Source organism: Micromonospora sp. NPDC004540 (assembly GCF_040610095.1).
Classification (GTDB): Bacteria; Actinomycetota; Actinomycetes; order Mycobacteriales; family Micromonosporaceae; genus Micromonospora.
Genome location: NZ_JBEXLR010000045.1, coordinates 1 through 17,052 on the forward strand (window position 1 = coordinate 1; position 17,052 = coordinate 17,052).

At 72.0% G+C, this 17,052-nt stretch carries 16 protein-coding genes and 1 pseudogene; 6 read left to right on the top strand and 11 right to left on the bottom strand.

What is annotated here, in order from left to right:
- Nucleotides 1-95: 95 nt before the first annotated feature.
- Nucleotides 96-965: pseudogene (locus tag ABZV78_RS16890) on the bottom strand (universal stress protein); the annotation flags it as partial.
- A gap of 170 nt (nt 966-1,135) precedes the next feature.
- Between ABZV78_RS16890 and ABZV78_RS16895 the strand changes: the two are divergent.
- Complete coding sequence (locus ABZV78_RS16895; protein ID WP_355639471.1) at nt 1,136-1,612, top strand: cyclic nucleotide-binding domain-containing protein; 477 nt, start codon at nt 1,136-1,138, stop codon at nt 1,610-1,612.
- Here the strand turns inward: ABZV78_RS16895 and ABZV78_RS16900 are convergent.
- Nucleotides 1,582-1,836, bottom strand: coding sequence for a hypothetical protein (locus ABZV78_RS16900; RefSeq protein WP_355639473.1), 255 nt, complete (start codon nt 1,834-1,836; stop codon nt 1,582-1,584). The two genes, ABZV78_RS16895 and ABZV78_RS16900, sit on opposite strands and share 31 nt — an antisense overlap.
- A gap of 158 nt (nt 1,837-1,994) precedes the next feature.
- Here ABZV78_RS16900 and ABZV78_RS16905 point away from each other — a divergent pair, with 158 nt between their 5' ends.
- Nucleotides 1,995-2,474 (top strand): GNAT family N-acetyltransferase, encoded by a 480-nt coding sequence (locus tag ABZV78_RS16905; protein WP_355639474.1) that lies wholly within the window; start codon nt 1,995-1,997, stop codon nt 2,472-2,474.
- Here the strand turns inward: ABZV78_RS16905 and rfbD are convergent.
- From rfbD to rfbA, 4 genes are read right to left on the bottom strand one after another with little or no spacing between them, the layout of a single operon-like run.
- Nucleotides 2,471-3,340 carry a dTDP-4-dehydrorhamnose reductase gene (gene rfbD / locus ABZV78_RS16910; protein WP_355639476.1) on the bottom strand — a complete coding sequence of 290 codons (870 nt, stop codon included), beginning with the start codon at nt 3,338-3,340 and terminating at the stop codon, nt 2,471-2,473. The genes ABZV78_RS16905 and rfbD overlap by 4 nt on opposite strands.
- Nucleotides 3,337-4,347 (bottom strand): dTDP-glucose 4,6-dehydratase, encoded by a 1,011-nt coding sequence (gene rfbB / locus ABZV78_RS16915; RefSeq protein WP_355639478.1) that lies wholly within the window; start codon nt 4,345-4,347, stop codon nt 3,337-3,339. The genes rfbD and rfbB overlap by 4 nt, the downstream gene beginning before the upstream one ends.
- A complete protein-coding gene (locus ABZV78_RS16920; protein ID WP_355639480.1) occupies nt 4,344-4,976 on the bottom strand; it encodes a dTDP-4-dehydrorhamnose 3,5-epimerase family protein in 633 nt (210 codons plus the stop codon). Before ABZV78_RS16920 ends, rfbB begins: the two co-directional genes overlap by 4 nt.
- A complete protein-coding gene (gene rfbA / locus ABZV78_RS16925; RefSeq protein WP_355639482.1) occupies nt 4,973-5,860 on the bottom strand; it encodes a glucose-1-phosphate thymidylyltransferase RfbA in 888 nt (295 codons plus the stop codon). The genes ABZV78_RS16920 and rfbA overlap by 4 nt, the downstream gene beginning before the upstream one ends.
- Nucleotides 5,861-6,383: 523 nt before the next feature.
- Between rfbA and ABZV78_RS16930 the strand changes: the two genes are divergently transcribed.
- The 3 genes from ABZV78_RS16930 to ABZV78_RS16940 all read left to right on the top strand — a co-directional run bounded on the left by ABZV78_RS16930 (nt 6,384) and on the right by ABZV78_RS16940 (nt 9,934).
- Complete coding sequence (locus tag ABZV78_RS16930) at nt 6,384-7,748, top strand: sugar transferase (RefSeq protein WP_355639544.1); 1,365 nt, start codon at nt 6,384-6,386, stop codon at nt 7,746-7,748.
- Between the two features lie 22 nt (nt 7,749-7,770).
- Nucleotides 7,771-9,123, top strand: coding sequence for a UDP-glucose/GDP-mannose dehydrogenase family protein (locus ABZV78_RS16935; protein ID WP_355639483.1), 1,353 nt, complete (start codon nt 7,771-7,773; stop codon nt 9,121-9,123).
- A gap of 148 nt (nt 9,124-9,271) precedes the next feature.
- Nucleotides 9,272-9,934: a class I SAM-dependent methyltransferase gene (locus tag ABZV78_RS16940; protein ID WP_355639485.1), complete on the top strand. Its 663-nt coding sequence runs from the start codon at nt 9,272-9,274 to the stop codon at nt 9,932-9,934.
- Between the two features lie 16 nt (nt 9,935-9,950).
- Here ABZV78_RS16940 and ABZV78_RS16945 read toward each other — a convergent pair whose 3' ends face one another.
- Both ABZV78_RS16945 and ABZV78_RS16950 read right to left on the bottom strand, forming a co-directional pair.
- Nucleotides 9,951-11,168 (bottom strand): glycosyltransferase, encoded by a 1,218-nt coding sequence (locus tag ABZV78_RS16945; protein ID WP_355639487.1) that lies wholly within the window; start codon nt 11,166-11,168, stop codon nt 9,951-9,953.
- 27 nt (nt 11,169-11,195) lie between these two features.
- Nucleotides 11,196-11,936 carry a polysaccharide deacetylase family protein gene (locus ABZV78_RS16950; RefSeq protein WP_355639489.1) on the bottom strand — a complete coding sequence of 247 codons (741 nt, stop codon included), beginning with the start codon at nt 11,934-11,936 and terminating at the stop codon, nt 11,196-11,198.
- Nucleotides 11,937-12,092: 156 nt separating this feature from the next.
- Between ABZV78_RS16950 and ABZV78_RS16955 the strand changes: the two genes are divergently transcribed.
- Nucleotides 12,093-13,850 carry an asparagine synthase-related protein gene (locus ABZV78_RS16955; RefSeq protein ID WP_355639491.1) on the top strand — a complete coding sequence of 586 codons (1,758 nt, stop codon included), beginning with the start codon at nt 12,093-12,095 and terminating at the stop codon, nt 13,848-13,850.
- Here the strand turns inward: ABZV78_RS16955 and ABZV78_RS16960 are convergent.
- From ABZV78_RS16960 to ABZV78_RS16970, 3 genes are read right to left on the bottom strand one after another with little or no spacing between them, the layout of a single operon-like run.
- The gene (locus ABZV78_RS16960) at nt 13,837-14,835 is read right to left on the bottom strand and encodes a glycosyltransferase family 2 protein (RefSeq protein WP_355639493.1); all 999 of its coding nucleotides are present in this window, start codon (nt 14,833-14,835) and stop codon (nt 13,837-13,839) included. The genes ABZV78_RS16955 and ABZV78_RS16960 overlap by 14 nt on opposite strands.
- Entirely contained in the window at nt 14,832-15,644 is an 813-nt protein-coding gene (locus tag ABZV78_RS16965) for a glycosyltransferase (protein ID WP_355639495.1), read from the bottom strand. The genes ABZV78_RS16960 and ABZV78_RS16965 overlap by 4 nt, the downstream gene beginning before the upstream one ends.
- 8 nt (nt 15,645-15,652) lie before the next feature.
- Entirely contained in the window at nt 15,653-16,972 is a 1,320-nt protein-coding gene (locus ABZV78_RS16970; RefSeq protein ID WP_355639497.1) for a glycosyltransferase family 4 protein, read from the bottom strand.
- Nucleotides 16,973-17,052 lie beyond the last annotated feature (80 nt).

A 17,052-nucleotide genomic window follows, 5' to 3' on the forward strand; every position in this document is an offset into this window, starting at 1 on the left:
CGCCCGCTCCAGCGCGTACGCCCGGTCGTCGGCGCCACCCTTGACGGCGGCGTTGCACTCGGCGGCCGCCCGCATGGCCTCCACCAGGCCCTCCGCCGGACGATGGCCAGCGGGCTGCGCGCGTGGTGCAGCACCGCGTGGCTGACCGAGCCGAGCAGCAGCCCGCCCAGGCTGCCCCGGCCGTGCGCCCCGACCACGACCAGCTGCGCGTCGGCGGACTCCGCCACCAGCGCGGCCGCCGGGGCGGCGGCGATCAGCTTCCGCCGTGCCCGGACCTCGGGGTGGCGCTCGGCCCAGCCGGCGACCGCCTCGGCGAGCACCCGCTCCTCCTCCGCGCGCAGCTGCTCCGGGTCGTACACCAGCGGCACGATGTCGCCGGGGCCGACCGGCGCCGGGTAGAGCCAGGCGTGCACCGCCACCAGGTCGGCGCCGCGTTGCGCCGCCTCGGCGAACGCGAAGCCGATCGCCTCCGTGGAGAGCGCGGAACCGTCCACCCCGACCACGACCGGACCGTCGGCGCGCGGCTCGCCCCGGACGACCAGCACCGGGCAGTCCGCCCGGGCGGAGAGCCCGACGGCTGCCGAGCCGACCAGCAGCTCGGCGAAGCCGCCGAGCCCGCGGTGGCCCAGAACCAGCAGCGCCGCGTCCCGGCTCTCCTCCAGCAGCACCGGGACGGCGGCTCCGTCGCGCACCGCGCCGGTCACCGGCAGTTCGGCCTCCACCTTGCGCGCCTCGTCGAGCGCCTCGGCGACCACCGTGTCCGCCTCCTGCCGCAGCTCCTCGTGCGGCAGGGTGGCCGCCACCGGGCCGAGCGGGGTGGCGAGCAGCGGCCACCGGAACGCGTGCACCACCCGCAGCGGTCGGTGCCGGGCGGCCGCCTCCCGCGCGGCCACCCGGACCGCGTGCAGGGCGGTGGGGGAACCGTCCACGCCCACCACGACGGGAGCGCCGGATCTGTCGGTCATCACGTCCTCCTTCGTCCACCTCCAGGGTTCTCCGGTCGGCATCCCGCCGGCAGAGGCCTTGCACCTGGCCGGTTCGGGACCAACGGCCCTGACGGTTCGGGCCGGGCGGGTGTGAGCTGGAGCCGGGACGATCCGCCCCGACCAGGGACGCCGTGGGAAGCGAGCGACCGATGACCCCGCTGGAGATGCTCCGCGTACATCCCTTCCTCGCCGGGCTGCCCGAGGAGTGGCTGCCCCCGCTGACCGGCTACGCCAGACCGGTGGTCTGGCACCCCGGGCACCGGCTGTTCCGCGCCGGGCAGCCCGCCGAGCGGTTCTGGCTGGTCCGCGGCGGCCAGGTGGCGCTGGACTTCCCGGTGCCGGGCCGCGGCGACGTGGGGATCGAGACGATCGGCCCGGGCGGGGTGCTCGGCTGGTCGTGGCTCTTCCCGCCCTACCGCTGGCAGTTCGGCGCGGTGGCCGCCCAGCGCAGCACCGCGGTCGAGTTCAGCGCCGCCGGGGTGCGCCGGCTCATGGAGTCCGACGACGCGCTCGGGCGGCAGCTCACCACCCGCTTCATGAGCGTCGTGGTGGACCGGCTCCACGCGTCCCGGGTGCGGCTGCTGGACCTCTACGGCTACCCGACGGCCCTGCCGCCGACCGGCTGACCTGCCGAATGCCGGTGGACGACCAGGTCGTCCACCTCCAGCCGGCCGATCCGCAGCTCACGGATCACCGCCCGGCGGACGGCCAGGCGGGCGATCACCAGCCGGCCGATCGCCACCGCGCCGATCGCCGCCACGGCGAGCGCCAGCGGCCCGGCCGCCGTCGGGCCGAGGGCACGCGGGCCGGCCGCCGTCGGGCCGATGACACGGGCTCGGACGGTACGCATCGGAAGTGCCCGGCTCCGCGGGCGCTGGAGCATCCTGTTCACCCGTGGATCCTCTGCTCCCACCCGGTTCGTCCGGCGCCGATCCCGGCGCCGGTCCATCGGCCGGGTGAACGTGCCGTCGCCCCGGTCCTGTCGGGGTGCCCGCGTATCCTCCGGCCATGACCAGTGAGGTGCGGCTCCGCCCGGTACGCGACGAGGACCTGCCCGCGTTCTTCGCCCACGAGCAGGATCCGCAGGCCAACTGGATGGCCGCCTTCGGCCCGAAGGACCCGGCCGACCGGGCCGCCTTCGACGCCCACTGGGCGCGCATCCGGGCCGACCCGCGCATCGTCAACCGCACCGTGACCGTCGACGGCACGGTGGTCGGGCGCGTGGCCGCCTTCCCGGTGGGGGAGCGCACCGAGGTCAGCTACTGGATCGACCGCGCCCGCTGGGGCCGGGGCCACGCCACCGCCGCGCTCGCCGCGCTGCTGCGTGAGCTGCCGCAGCGGCCGGTGCACGCCCGCGCCGCCAAGGACAACGTCGCCTCCCTCGCCGTGCTGCGCAAGTGCGGCTTCGTCGTGGTCGGCGAGGACTCGGGGTACGCCGAGAGCCGCGGCGCCGAGGTCGAGGAATACGTGCTGGAGCTGTCCGGCTAGGGGAACGTGCCGGAAGAGAGTGCCTCGGTGAGGCTCGTCCGCCAGTCCGGAAGCGGCTGGAGCTTCGCGGCGGTCCAGCGGTCGTGGGCCAGCACGCTGTAGCTGGGGCGAATTGCCGGGCGGGGGAAGCGGTCGCTGGTGGTGGACCGGATGCGGTCGGGGTCGAGGCCGCGCAGGGTGAACGCGGCGCGGGCGAGGCCGTACCAGGTGGTCTCGCCCGACGCGGTGCCGTGGTAGACGCCGGGGGCGGCACGGCCGGCCAGTGCCGCGTCGGCCAGCGCGACGAGCCGCTCCGCCAGCCGGTACGACCAGGTGGGCTGTCCGCGCTGGTCGTCCACCACGTCGAGCCGCTCGCGTTCCCCGGCGAGGCGCAGCATGGTCGCCACGAAGTTCGGTCCGTGTGCGCCGTAGAGCCAGGCGGTGCGCACGGTGTAGCCGCTCTCGGGGAGCAACCGGGCCACGGCCAGCTCGCCGACCAGCTTGCTGCGCCCGTAAGCGTTGACGGGAGAGGTCGGGGCGTCCTCCGGGTACGGGGTGGTGGCGTCGCCGCGGAAGACGTAGTCGGTGGAGACATGGATCATGCGCGCGCCGCTCGCGGCGCAGGCGCCGGCCAGGTTCGCGACCGCGTCGCCGTTGACGGCGGTGGCCGCCGTCTCCTGGGTCTCGGCGGCGTCCACGTCGGTCCAGGCGGCGGCGTTGATCACCACGTCGTGCCCGGAGACGGCGGCCCGCGCCGCCTCCGGATCGGTGATGTCGAGGTCGGCGCGGGTGGTGGCGGTGACCGAGAGGTCCTCCCGGGAACCCAGGACGGCCAGCAGGTCCCGTCCCAGCATGCCGCCGGCGCCGGTGACGAGCAGCCGACTCATCCGGCGGCCGACCTGGTGGCCGACTTCAGCGGCTCCCACCAGGCCCGGTTGTCCCGGTACCAGCGCACCGTCTGCGCCAGGCCGCGCTCGAGGTCGATGCTCGGGGCGTACCCCAGCTCGGCGCTGATCTTGCTGATGTCCAGCGAGTAGCGGCGGTCGTGGCCCTTGCGGTCGGCGACCGGCACGACCCGGTCCCATCCGGCGTCGCAGGCCGCCAGCAGCCGGGCGGTGAGCTCCTTGTTGGTCAGCTCGGTGCCACCGCCGATGTGGTAGACCTCGCCGGCGCGGCCCTTCTCCTGGACCATCGCGATGCCCCGGCAGTGGTCGTGCACGTGCAGCCAGTCGCGGACGTTGCCGCCGTCGCCGTAGAGCGGGACGGTGCCACCGTCGAGCAGATTGGTGACGAACAGCGGGATGACCTTCTCCGGGAACTGGTACGGCCCGTAGTTGTTGGAGCAGCGGGTGACCACCACGTCCATGCCGTGGGTACGGTGGTAGGCCAGCGCCAGCAGGTCCGAGCCGGCCTTGGACGCCGAGTACGGGGAGTTCGGCGACAGCGGCCAGGTCTCCGTCCAGGAGCCCTCGTCGATGGAGCCGTACACCTCGTCGGTGGAGACGTGCACGAACCGGTGCGCGCCGTGCCGCAGCGCGGCGTCGAGCAGCGTCTGGGTGCCGAGCACGTTCGTGGTGACGAACGGGGCCGCGCCGATGATGGAGCGATCCACATGGGATTCCGCCGCGAAGTGGACGATCACGTCGTGACCGGCCACCACCTCGTCGACCAGCGCCGGGTCGCAGATGTCACCCGGCACGAAACGCAGACGCGGGTCCTCCCGCACCCGGGTGAGGTTGCTCAGGTTGCCCGAGTAGGTGAGCTTGTCCAGCACGGTCACCACGGCGGGTTCGACGGCCGGCACCCCGGCAGCGTCGCCACCGGGCATGCCCAGCAGCATCCGCACGTACTCCGACCCGATGAATCCGGCTCCGCCGGTGACCAGGATCCTCACGGGTGACTACCTTCCGTCGGGGCGGGGGTCGTACCGAAGTTCCGGCCGGCCAGCTGGGACCGGCAGGTCGGGTAGTCCGGGAGCTGGCCCGCTGCCCTCGCCTGGGCCAGGGTCGGGGCTGCGGCGTCCCGAGCCGACAGCAGCGGCGTCCCGGTCGGCCAGCTGATCGCCAGCTCGGGGTCGAGCGGGTGCACGGCGTGCTCGGCGGCGGGGTTGTACGTGGTGGAGCAGAGGTAGCTGAGGGTGGCGTCGTCGGTCAGCGCGCAGAAGCCGTGCCCCAGGCCCTCGCTCAGGTAGACCGCGCGACGGTCGTCGTCGTCGAGACGGACCGCCTCCCAGCGGCCGAAGGTCGGCGAGCCCACCCGGACGTCCACCACCACGTCGATGACCGCCCCCCGGACACACGTCACGTACTTGGCCTGGCCGGGGGGCACGTCGGCGAAGTGGATGCCACGGACGACGCCGTGCGCGGAGACCGAGAGGTTGGCCTGGGCGAGCCGCAGCGGATGGCCGACCACGGCGGCGAGCCGGTCGAAGCGGTACCACTCCAGGAACAACCCGCGCGGATCGCCGTGCTGCTGCGGCCTGATCTCCCAGGCCCCTTCGATGCTCAACGGCCGGATCTTCATCGGCGCACCTCCCGGCCGTTCTGCTGGTCCAGCAGGCCGAGCAGGTAGTCGCCGTATCCGCTCCTGCACAGTGGCTCGGCCAACGTCCGCAGCTGGTCGCCGTCGATCAGGCCGGCCCGCCAGGCGACCTCCTCCACGCAGCCGATCTTCATGCCCTGGCGTTCCTCGATGACCCGGACGAACTCGGCGGCCTGCATCATCGAGGTGAAGGTGCCGGTGTCCAGCCAGGCGGTGCCCCGGTCGAGCACCGTCACGGAGAGCTCTCCCCATTCGCGGTAGGTCTCGTTGACCGCCGTGATCTCCAGTTCGCCTCGCGCGCTCGGGGTGAGCTTGCCGGCGATGTCGACCACCCGGTTGTCGTAGAAGTAGAGGCCGGGCACGGCGTAGCGGGACCTCGGTCGCGCCGGCTTCTCCTCGATCGACCGCACCCGCCCGGCGGCGTCGAAGTCGACCACCCCGTACTCGCGCGGGTTGGCCACCGGGTAGGCGAAGACCCGCCCACCGACCGGGTCGGCGTGGTCGGCGAGCTGCCGTCCGAGGCCGACGCCGTGGAAGATGTTGTCGCCGAGGACCAGCGCGACCGACTCGTCGCCGATGAAGTCCGCGCCCAGCAGGAACGCCTGTGCGATGCCCTCCGGGCGGGCCTGCGTGGCGTACGCCAACCGCAGGCCCCACTGGCTGCCGTCACCGAGCAGCCGCTGGAACTGGGCCTGGTCCTCAGGTGTGGTGACAACCAGGATCTCGCGTACCCCGGACATCACCAATGTGGAGAGCGGGTAATAGATCATCGGCTTGTCGAACACCGGCATCAACTGCTTGGAGACCGCCCGAGTGATCGGCCAGAGCCGAGAACCGGTGCCACCAGCCAGAAGGATTCCGCGCATGTGGCGGAGGCTACCGGCCGAACGGTGTCATCCTGATGTGCTGTCGGCAATCACATCCGACAACGCCCGAAAGTCGTGCCCGGTCACTCGACCGGGTTGTCGCGGTCAACTGGACGGACCATTGTGAAAGGCCGGTCCGGTGCCGTGCCCGGCACCGGGCGGCCGACGCCTTGTCGGCAATTCGACTTTGACTTAGAAATACCGAAAGCGACGCTGGCGCACTGAGTGGATGCTCAGCATGCTCTTAGCTTAGTCGGACCCGCCTTCACATCCCCGGCATGGGGCGCCCGGATGTGAAGTGTTCGCGGGTTCCGTGGCAACTCGGGCTGGACGACAAGCCGTCGGGGCAAACGGCTGGTGGCCCTGCGTACGTGGGGGACGGTGTGCATTGCTGGATGTAGCGCAGGTCGTTGACGAAGGGGCAATTCGGGACGGCGCATCAGCGCCGTCAGGACATTCTGAGGCGCCAACCCGGACCGGCTGGCAGGCCCGATACGTCGCCACACTGTGCGTGCTCGACCTGATGGTCGGACTGGCGTCCGCGGCCGTGGCCCTGGTCGTCCGGTTCGGCTCGCCGACGGTCGAGTCCCACAACAGCGGCCATCTGTGGGTCACCCTGGCTCTGCCGTTTGCCTGGATGGTCGCCCTCACCCTCAACCGAGCGTATGAATCACGTCATCTCTTCGTGGGGAATGACGAGTACGCTCGGGTATTCCAATCCGGACTCGCGCTTACCGCCGGCCTGGCGGTTGCATCATTCGCGTTCGAATTCCCGCTCGCCAGGGGATATTTGATCATCGTGACTCCGCTGCTCATCGTGGCCGGCGTCGGGATGCGGTACCTGGCTCGTCGGCGCCTTCACCGCTCGTGGGCACGTGGCGAACGGCTGCACCGGGTGCTTCTGGTCGGGCACGAGTTCCCCGTCGCCGAGATGGCCAAGCGGTTGCGTCGCGAGCGCTTCCACGGCCTCGGCGTGGTCGGCGCCTGCCTGCCGCAACCGGCCGCGTCCGTGGAGCGGTGCGAGCCCGGCCTGCCGCCGGTCCTCGGGACGTTCGGGGATGTGGCGACCGCCGTGGCGCACGTGGGTGCGGACACCGTGGTCGTGCTCTCCTGCCCGGAGATGGCGGGAGCGGCGCTGCGCCGCCTCGGGTGGCAGTTGGAACGGGACGACGTGGACCTCATCGTGGCGAGCAATCTCGTCGACGTGGCCGGCGACCGCACCACGGTCCGCCCGGTGGACGGGTTGCCGATGCTGCACGTCGAGCATCCTCGGCTGAAGGGTGGCCGGCGGTTCGTCAAAGAGGTCTTCGACCGCGTGTCAGCGCTCGCACTGCTGATCCTCGCCGCCCCGATGCTGCTGGTGATCGCCCTGGTGGTGCGGACCGGCCCGGGGGCCGGCGGTCCCGCCGTCTTCCGCCAGGTGCGGGTGGGTAAGAACGGCCGGCCGTTCACCATCTACAAGTACCGCACCATGTACGTGGACGCCGAGGCACGCCTGGCGGAGTTGGTCGACCGCAACGAAACCGACGGCGAGCTGTTCAAGATGCGGCACGACCCCCGGGTCACGCCGGTCGGACGGTGGCTGCGCCGGCTGTCGCTGGATGAGCTCCCGCAGCTCGTCAACGTGCTCAAGGGCGACATGTCCCTGGTCGGGCCACGGCCGCCGCTGCCTCGTGAGGTGGCCAACTATCCGTCCGACATGCGCCGGCGCCTGGTGGTCAAGCCCGGGCTCACCGGGCTGTGGCAGGTCTCGGGCCGGTCCGACCTGTCGTGGGAGGAATCGATCCGGCTCGACCTGTCATACGTGGAGAACTGGTCGCTGACCATGGACCTGGCGATCCTGGCCCGCACGCTCAGCGCCGTCATCCGAAGCTCCGGAGCCTACTGACCGCACCCGTTTGGAGGAGTATATGACGACCGAGTACGCCGAACCGGTCGCTGCCACCAGCCCCAGGCTCACCGTCATCGGCACGGGCTACCTGGGGGCCACCCACGCGGTGTGCATGGCGGCCCTGGGTTATCAGGTTCTCGGCGTGGACGTCGACGCCGCGAAGATCTCGCGCCTGGCCTCGGGTGAGGTGCCGTTCTTCGAGCCCGGGCTGCCCGAGTTGCTCGTCAAGGCGTTGGAATCGGGGCGGTTGCGGTTCACCACCTCCTTCCCGGAGGCGGCAGACTTCGGCGACGTCCATTTCGTCTGCGTGGGGACGCCGCAGCGGGCCGGGTCGTTCGCGGCCGACGTGAGCCAGGTCGACGCGGCAGTGACCGCACTGGCCCGGGACGTGCGGCGGCGGGCGCTGGTGGTGGGCAAGTCGACCGTGCCGGTGGGCACCGCGGCTCGCCTCGCCGACCTGATCAGATCGGTGGCGCCAGCGGGTGACGACGTGGAGCTGGCGTGGAACCCGGAGTTCCTTCGCGAGGGCTTCGCGATCGACGACACCATGCAGCCGGATCGGCTGGTGTTCGGCGTCTCTTCGCCGTGGGCCGAGCAACGGCTGCGTGAGGTGTTCGCGCCGGTGATCGGTCAGGGCAGCCCGGTGGTGGTGACGGACCTGCAGACCGCCGAGTTGGTGAAGGTGGCCGCCAACTCGTTCCTCGCCACGAAGATCTCGTACATCAACGCCATGGCGGAGGTGTGCGAAGCCATCGGAGCCGACGTCCATGACCTGGCGGTGGCGCTTGGCCTCGACGCCCGGATCGGCAGCCGGTTCCTGCGGCCCGGGCTGGGCTTCGGTGGCGGCTGCCTGCCCAAGGACATCCGAGCGTTCCTGCATCGCGCCGAGGAACTGGGCGTGGGTCACGCGGTGGGATTTCTCCGCGACGTCGACGAGATCAACCACCGACGCCGGGCGCGCACGGTGGATCTGGTACGCGAACTCGCCGGCGGTGACCTGCGCGGGGTCCGGGTGGCGGCGCTCGGTGCGGCGTTCAAGCCGGATTCCGACGACATCCGGGACGCACCCGCCCTCGATGTCGCGAGCACCCTGCACCAGCTGGGGGCCCGGGTGCGGGTGTTCGATCCGGTTGCCATGGACAACGCCCGCCGAGCCTGTCCCGCCCTCGAATATGGACGCAGCACCTTCGACGCGGCCTCGGGCGCGGACGTCGTGGTGCTGCTGACCGAGTGGTCCCAGTTCCGGGAGATCGACCCGGCGGCGTTGGGCGCCGTGGTCGGCAAGCGGCGTATCGTCGACGGCCGGCACGCCCTGGAGCCGGCGCGCTGGCGCGCGGCGGGTTGGGAGTATCGGGCCCTGGGCCGTCCGTGAGCGCGAGCCCCGCTCCTCCGGGCGTCGGCCGCCGGCTCACCAGCCGACTCAGCCGCTAAGCCGGCCTGGCCGGACGTCCGGATCATGCTGACCGTCGGATCGCGATGGCCGGCCACAAGGCGGTGACTTTCCCGCTAATCTCGGCGGCGTGAACGTACGTTCGCTGCGATCGCGGCTGGTCGACGCCCCCGATTCGTGGGGCGCGCGCCGCCGCGAAGCCCGGGCACGGTGGCTTGGTGAGACCTTTCCCGACCTCGCCAACATGTCGGTGATCGACCTCGGTGGCCGGCTGGACACGTGGCTTCGGGCGCCGGTCCGCCCGAAGCACGTGCACGTGGTCAATCTGGAGCCGATGTCGGGCGGCCTGCCCGAGTGGGCCGCCCTCGACCACGGGGACGCGTGCGGCCTGCCCGAGCACATCGCCAGACGCCGCTACGACCTGGTCTTCTCGAATTCCGTGCTCGAGCACGTCGGCGGGCACGAGCGCCGGCTGCGCTTCGCCGAGTCGGTGCACAGCCTGGCGGACGCGCACTGGGTGCAGACGCCGTACCGCTTCTTTCCGGTCGAGCCGCACTGGTTGGCTCCGGGCATGCAGTTCCTGCCGACCGCCGGCCGTGCCTGGCTGGCTCAGCGTTGGCCGCTGGCGTACAACCCGGCCGGAAACCGGCTCGACGCGACGCGCAGCGTGCTCTGGACGGAGTTGCTCGACCGGACGCAGATGCGGCACTACTTCCCGGACTCGACGATCCGGTCGGAGCGCTACCTCGGCATGACCAAGTCGCTGATCGCCTGTCGTGCCCCGAATGCCTGATCCCACCCGGTCCGCCTCAGCCGGCGGCCGAGGACGCTTCCGCCTGCGCGACTCCGCCGGCCGGGATGAGGCCGATCGCTTCGGCCACCGTCCGCGCCCTCCGTGGCCATGAGTGTCCCGCGGCGAACAGGCGCCTGCGGGCGACCAGGTCGGGCTGTCGGGCGCGAAGCGCCGCCGTGCGCACGGCGGCGGAGAACTGCGCCGCAGCGGAAGCGACCTCGATCAGGTCGGTGTCGAGCCAGCGGATCGCAGGTAGATCGGTGCTCACCACCGGCTTGCCCGCCGCGAGGTACTCCAGCGTCTTCAGCGGAAACGACGCCCGGTTGAAGGCGTTGTCCACGTACGGCGTCAGGCCGACATCGATCATCTTCAGATATGACGGGAGCGTGGCGAAGGGCCGGTGCCCGACGTACGACACGCGGGGGTGTGCGGTGAGCCTCGCGAAGCGCTCGGGCTCCCACCGCTCGTCACGGGAGCCGACGAGCAGCAGGGAGGAGCCCCCGTCGACCACCGCCTCCAGCAGCCCGATGTCGATCCGGTCGGAAAGGTGCCCGACGACCCCGGCAACCGGAGCCGGCAGGCGGACGTCGTCCGGCAGCGACGCCGATTCCACATCGGCGTACGCCTCGGCCAGTACCCCACCCGGCACGAGCACCGGGTCGGCCCCCCGGGCCCGCCATTTGTCGGCGAGCACCGGAGAGACGGCCACGATCCGGTCGGCGCGGGACAGGGCCGCCTTCTCCTCCCTGGCGATGTCGGCGGCGCTGATGCCGAGCAGGTCCGCGCCCGCCAGGAAGTCGTCGGTCGCGTAGAGCACGTCGATCACGTCGTCGCCCCAGCGCCCGAGCAGGTCGGTCGCGGAGAAGGTGATGACGGCGGCGGGCCTCACGCGCAGCCGCCGTAGCGCCCAACGGATCTGCGCGCGTACCAGTGCCGGGGTGGCGAGCCGGATCAGCCGGCGCGTGTAGAACGGTTGCGCCACGGTCACCAGCCGGGTGATGCGTGGATCCTCGGGGATGAGCCTGGGCCGGAATCCCCGTGACGCACCATAGCGGGACGCGGCAGGAGTCACCACGGAGACCGGAGGCTCCACCCAGAGCACCCGGGCATAGCGGCTGAGTTGCGTGGCCATGTGCCGGTCGGTGCGAGCCGTGCCGGTCCAGAGGTTGACGGCGCAGAGCACGATCCACGGCAGCGTGGCCGGGTCGCTCCTCGGCTCGCGTTCGGAGGCCATCTACATCCCTTCGAGGACCGGGATCAGCTAGCGGACAAACCACGCCCAGCGCGCCGCCGTGCCCTGACACAGCGCGTCGCTCAACGACCGCCCGACGAGGCCCTGCTCGTCGAGACCGGTGAGCATCATCGTCGCGAGGAGGCCGCGATCGATCGGTGGCGGCGGGCCGTCGTCCACCCCGTCATCCGGCCCGGCGTGCCCGTCGTGGGCGAGCACGATCGCGCCAGGGCGGCTGGCGGCGAGCGCGTCGCGCGCCATGGTCTCCTCGGAGACGTGCCGCCAGTCGCCGGGCGTCGCTCCCCAGACCACCGGCATCAGGCCGGCCCGGCGCACCGCGCGCCAGTGGGGCAGCAGCAACGCACCGTACGGCGCTCGGAACCAGCGTACGGGCGTCCCCGTCAGGTCCTCCAACTCCGCCCGGCCGGCCTGGGTGCGTCGCAGCACCTCGGGTACCGGAACGCCGGTGAGACGGACGTGGTCGAGGCCGTGCAGGGCGACCTCGTGCCCGGCTGCGATCAGCTCGGCGAGCAGATCGGGGTGGCGGCGGGCCCGTCCGACAAGGACGAAGAAGGTGGCGGTGGCGCCGAAGTCGGCGAGGGCCTCGAGCACGAGCGGCGTGCCCTTGGGATCCGGGCCGTCGTCGTACGTGAGCACGACGTGCGGAGCGTCCGTCGCGACCGCGCGGATCGTGCCGACCGGGCGGGTCAGATAACGTCCCGCCGCACGGGCCATTTGGTAGCCGGCCGTCCTGGTCGAGCCAGTGGTCACCGATGCCTCCCGCCTGGTCCGAGGGCTTCACCCTAACCAGCGGTGCGGTATGACCAGCGCATTTCCGAAGTCGGATATCTGTCCCGACGGTTCGCCGGTCAGGACCCCGACGCATGGATAGAGTCGGCTGTCCGGGGTCGGCACCGAGGAGGACACGTGCACTTCTGCAGGGACCTGCTGGCGGTGACGGCCGCGCCCGGATGCACGGCGCCGAGCCCGGTCGCGCCCTTCGGTGGGCTGGCCGAGTGCCACACCTTCGACGGTGGCAAGGTCTGGACCCGGGCCGCGGAGCCGGGTTCCGCGTCCGGCCTCGACGTGCAGGTCTTCGCGCTCTCTCGGGGGCCGCGCGATCACGACTTCCGGCCGGTCGACTCGACCGAACTGGCCGCGCGGCTGCTGTCCGGCGCGGCGCTGGGGCAGTTGGCCGCTCCGTTCGCCGCGGCGGCGCTGACCGCCACGGAGTTCGTCGCCGCCGTCGACCATGTCGGCCTGCGTCACCTCTACTCCGTGCAGGGCGAGGGCTGGGCGGCCGTCTCGACCTCCGCGCTGGAGCTCGCCCGCCTCGCGGGTGCTCCGGTGGACGATTCCGCGCTGGCCGCGTTCGCCGTCACCGGCTTCTATCTCGGCGAGGCCACGCCGTTCCAGGGCGTGCGGAAGCTGCCGGCGGGCACCCGCACCGGATTGGCGAAGGGCGTCCTGGAGATCAGTCGGTACGCGGCAGCCGCCGCCGACGAGCCGCACCCCGCCGACGCGGTCACCGCCATGGCCGACCTGCTGCGCGGCTCGGTCGAGCGTTGCCTTGATCGGCACCCCGACACCGTCTTCGAACTGTCCGGCGGATTCGACAGCCGGTTGCTCTTCGCCGCCGTCCCGCCGGCGCGCCGCGCCGGTCTGCGCACCCTCACCCTTGCCGCCCCGGGTAGCGCCGACGCCGCGATCGCCGGTGCCCTCGCCACGCGCTACGGCACGCGTCACCAGGTCATCGACCTCGCCCGGCTGGGCGCGCTACCGCCTTCCGCCGCGTACGAACTCGTCATGGCCGCGGCCCGGCGTCACGACACCGTCGGCAACCCCGTCGCGCTCGGCGTGCTGGACTGGGTGGAGAGCCAGGTCGAGCCGGGGGTACGGATCAACGGGCAGGGGGGCGAGATCTCCCGCGGTAGCTACCACATGGGACAGCGGCAGCACCCGCGGCCCGATCCGGCGCTGGTCGACCGGCTGGCGCGGTGGTGGTTCATGACGAACGAAGCCGTCAACCCGGATGCGCTCGTGCCGCACTTCGCCGAGCGGGCGCAGGCTCAGGGGATCGCCGAGATCCGCGCCGCCTTCGCCGCCTACGACACCGACTGGCTCACCGCGATCGACCACTTCTTCCTGAACGAGCGGGTGCACCGCTGGGTCGGTATCAACTTCTCCGGGGCCTGCCTGGACCGCACCATCGTGAGCATCTACCTCGACCCGCGGTTTCTCGCCATCGCCCACACGGTGCCGCCCTCCGTCCGTGGCGGATCCGGTTTCGCGGCCCGGGTTCTGGAGCGGCTCGACCGCGACCTGGCCCTCGTGCCGCTCGCCACCGGCGTACGACCGAAGCGCCTGCCCCGCCGCTACGTGCCCCGGGCGCTCGCCGAATACTCCGTGGCCAGGTACCTACGGCGTGGCGGGGAGAAGCTTCTCCAGTTCGCCCGCCGTGAGGCGCAGACTGCCGCCGGCACCCCGGCGCTCGCCGATCTCGTGGTCAGTCACTGGCGGGAGCATCCGGAGCTCGCGGAGCCGGCGCTGCGGATCGGAATCGTGCGCGAGGAATGGCTCAACGGCCTGCTCGCCGGCCGTCACGGCGCCGACGCCGCCACCGTGGGCTTCCTGGTCAACCTCGCCGTGGCCGCCGAGGAGCAGACGCCGGTCAGCGCGGGCTGACCGGCGTGGCCGTCGCGGTACCCGGGGTGATCGTCCTGCCCGGCTCGATCCCGGCGCCCGGCACTGCCGGCCAGCCCGGCAACCACGCCCCGCGGTTGCGCCACACCGTCCGCCACGCGCTCTCGCGTCGCAGCAGGGCCCCGATGGACGCACGCAGGCCGACGCCCACCACGAGCAGCGCCCGCGCGGCAGCCGCCCGGCGTCGGGGCCAGTGCAGCCGCACGTACGTACACTTCCCGCGCAGCACCATCATGGTCTTGTTCGAGGTGGAGGAGGAGGCTCCGCCGAGGTGCCGCAGGCGGGCGTGGGGCACGAGCACGGGGGAGGCGCCGAGCGCGGCGGACCGGGTGCACAGATCGATGTCCTCGCTGTACATGAAATAGTCCGGCGTGAACCCACCCAGCTCGGTGAAGAGATCGCGGCGGATCAGCATGAGGCAGCCGGAGACGGCCGGCACCTCGCGCGGCTGGGTCCGGTCGTAGCCGGGCAGCTCCTCCGGGTTGAACCAGCGGCCCAACCAGCGCACCCGCCGACCGATCGTGGAAAGACCCAGCGCGAACGCCAGATAGCCACGCAGGCTGGGCAGCGCGAAGCAGGAGCGGAAGTCGTCGGTGCCGTCGACGTGCAGGGTGCGGCCGGTGTAGATGCCGTGCTCCGGGTGCTCCGCCGCATGGGCGACGAGGGCGGTGACGACATCCCCGACGGGCTCGGTGTCCGGGTTCATCAGCAGCAGCCACTCACCCCGGGCATGAGTCGCGGCCCGATTGACGGCCCGGCCGAAACCCACATTGACCGACAGGCGGTCCACCGTCGCCGAAGGGAAGGCAGCGGCCACCGCCTCCGCGGCGCCGTCGGTGGAGGCATTGTCGACCACCACCACCTCGTACGGCGTGTCGACGCAGGTGTCGCGCAGACCGCGGAGCGCACGCAGAGTCAGCTCGCGGGTCTGATAGGACACCATCAGCACGCTCACGCTCGGCGTCACGACGCCACCCCCCGCGAGGACTCGTCCTTCGCCCAGCCGACTCCCCGCCGCGCCTGCAGTTCGGCGGCGGCGATGATGCCGACGTAGCAGACGGCGGCCGGCAGCAGCCACGGGCGTGGCAGTGTGACATCGCGCAGCCACGAGGACCGGACCGGTGGGCGGACGCCGGCGGAGGTGGCCCGCAGGGCCCGGTTGCCCGTCCGCACCCGTGCCAGCCGCCGGACCAGGTCGCGGGCGTGCCGGGGGACCACCACCCGACTGGCCACGGCCGCCACCTCACGCCGCTCCTGCGGAGCGAACAGGGAATCGAGGAACAGGTCGTCGGCGATGATCGCCGGAAAGCGGTCGAAGCGGGCTCGCGCCGATGCGTCGAGCATGACGACGCCGCGGCCGAAGAGGGCACCCCGGAATGCGGGCAGGTGGCGGTTGATGGCGTAGTAGCCGCGCACGGCCATCGACGAGCCGGCGGTGTCGAGTTCACGGCGCGCGGTGACCGCCCTCACCCCCGGCTCCTCGAGCGCCGCGGCGAGCACGCGCAGGCCCGCCGCGGTGACCGCCACATCGGCGTCCAGATAGACACGCGGAAAGCCCGTCGCCGCCGCATCCCCGGCGTTGAGCGCGCCCGCCTTCGACGCGTCCGCCAGGACGACGACCCGCACACCGCGACGCCGGCGCGCCACGTCCACGGTGCTGTCGGTACAGCCGTTGGCCACCACGATCACCTCGAGCTCGTCCGGCTCGGCGTCGGCGAGCACCGTGTCGAGGCACCGGCCCAGCACTCGCGCCTCGTTGTGGGCGGCGATCACCACGCTCGTCGTCACCGGCGCACCGGCTCCACGGTCGGCGACGGCTCCGGCCCGGCGGGCACGGACACCGTGTCGGACGCGGAGGCGGACACCACAGCGGAAGCCGGCTGACGGTGGGGAAGCACCCGCCTCCACACGGCCGCGTACGCGACGCTCTGGTGCTCCCACGACAGCTCTTCGGCGAAGCGCGCAAGCGCTGTCCGGCGCATGGCGGCGCGTCGCTGCGGATCAGAGAGCAGCGCGTCGACCGCGGCCGCGATCTCGGCCGGATCGCCGGTCGGCACGTACGCCGCCGCCTCGCCCGCGGTACGTCTCGTCTCCACGAGGTCCACCGCCACCACCGGCACGCCCCGGCTGACATACTCCACCGTCTTGGCCATTGTCGACAGGTCGTTCATCTGCGTCGGCAGGTCGGGCTGGATCGCGACGGTGGCGCTCTGCAGCAGGGCGTCCACCTGCGGACCGTCCAACCAGCCGGGGAACTCGACCAGATCGGCCAGGCCCAGCGTGTCGGCGAGCTCCCGCAGTTCCGCCAGGGTCTCGCCGTCGCCGGCGATGGTGACCCGCCAGCCGCTGCGTCCCCGGAGCCGAGCCAGCTCCGCCGCGCTGTGGACGACCCCGGCGACGTGGTCCTGCTTGCCGAGTACGCCGAGATACACGATGTGGTGGACGCCGCCCTCCGTCTCCACCGGGGCCGGGCCTGGTGCGATCTCCCGGCTGGCGGGCCCGTTGCGGACGACGGTCACCTTGTCGGGCGCGACCCCGCGACGCAGGGCGTTCGCCCGGAACGACTCGTTGGTCGCCACCACCGCGGTCGCGGTGCGCAGGGTCAGCCACTCCAGGGCGACGAGGGTCCGGTACACGAGGGGGTTGGGCCGGCCGTCGCTGCGCGTGGCGTAGATCTCCGGACACAGGTCGTGGTGATCGAACACCCATGGCCGGCCCAGTGCGCGCAGCAGCAGCGCGAGCGGCCAGTAGACATCCGGCGGGTTGCACACCTGCACGGCCTGTGCCCGTCCGTGGCAGATCTCGCCGAGCAGGCGCACCGTGATGCACAGGAATGACCAGGCGAACTCGATCGCGAACGACAGCAACCCGGAGCCGTAGACCGGAATTGGGTAGGGCTTGAGTCGGGTGTTCCGGCTGCCGGGCAGAACGCGCAGGCCCTTTTCGCCGCGTGGCGCGATCACGGTCACGTCGTACCCGTTCTCCTCGAGCGAGAGGCATTCACGAATGACGCGCCGATCTCGCTCGGCGGGGAGGTTCGCGATGAGAATGGTGACGTTCGGCCGTCTTACGCGGCCATTCGGGCTGGTTTCCGTTGCACGCAACTCGGCTCCCCTCGTCGAGCGGCCGGCTCATTTGTTGGCCGACCGTCCTCGCCGTGACGGATGAGAATGGAGTACGTGCT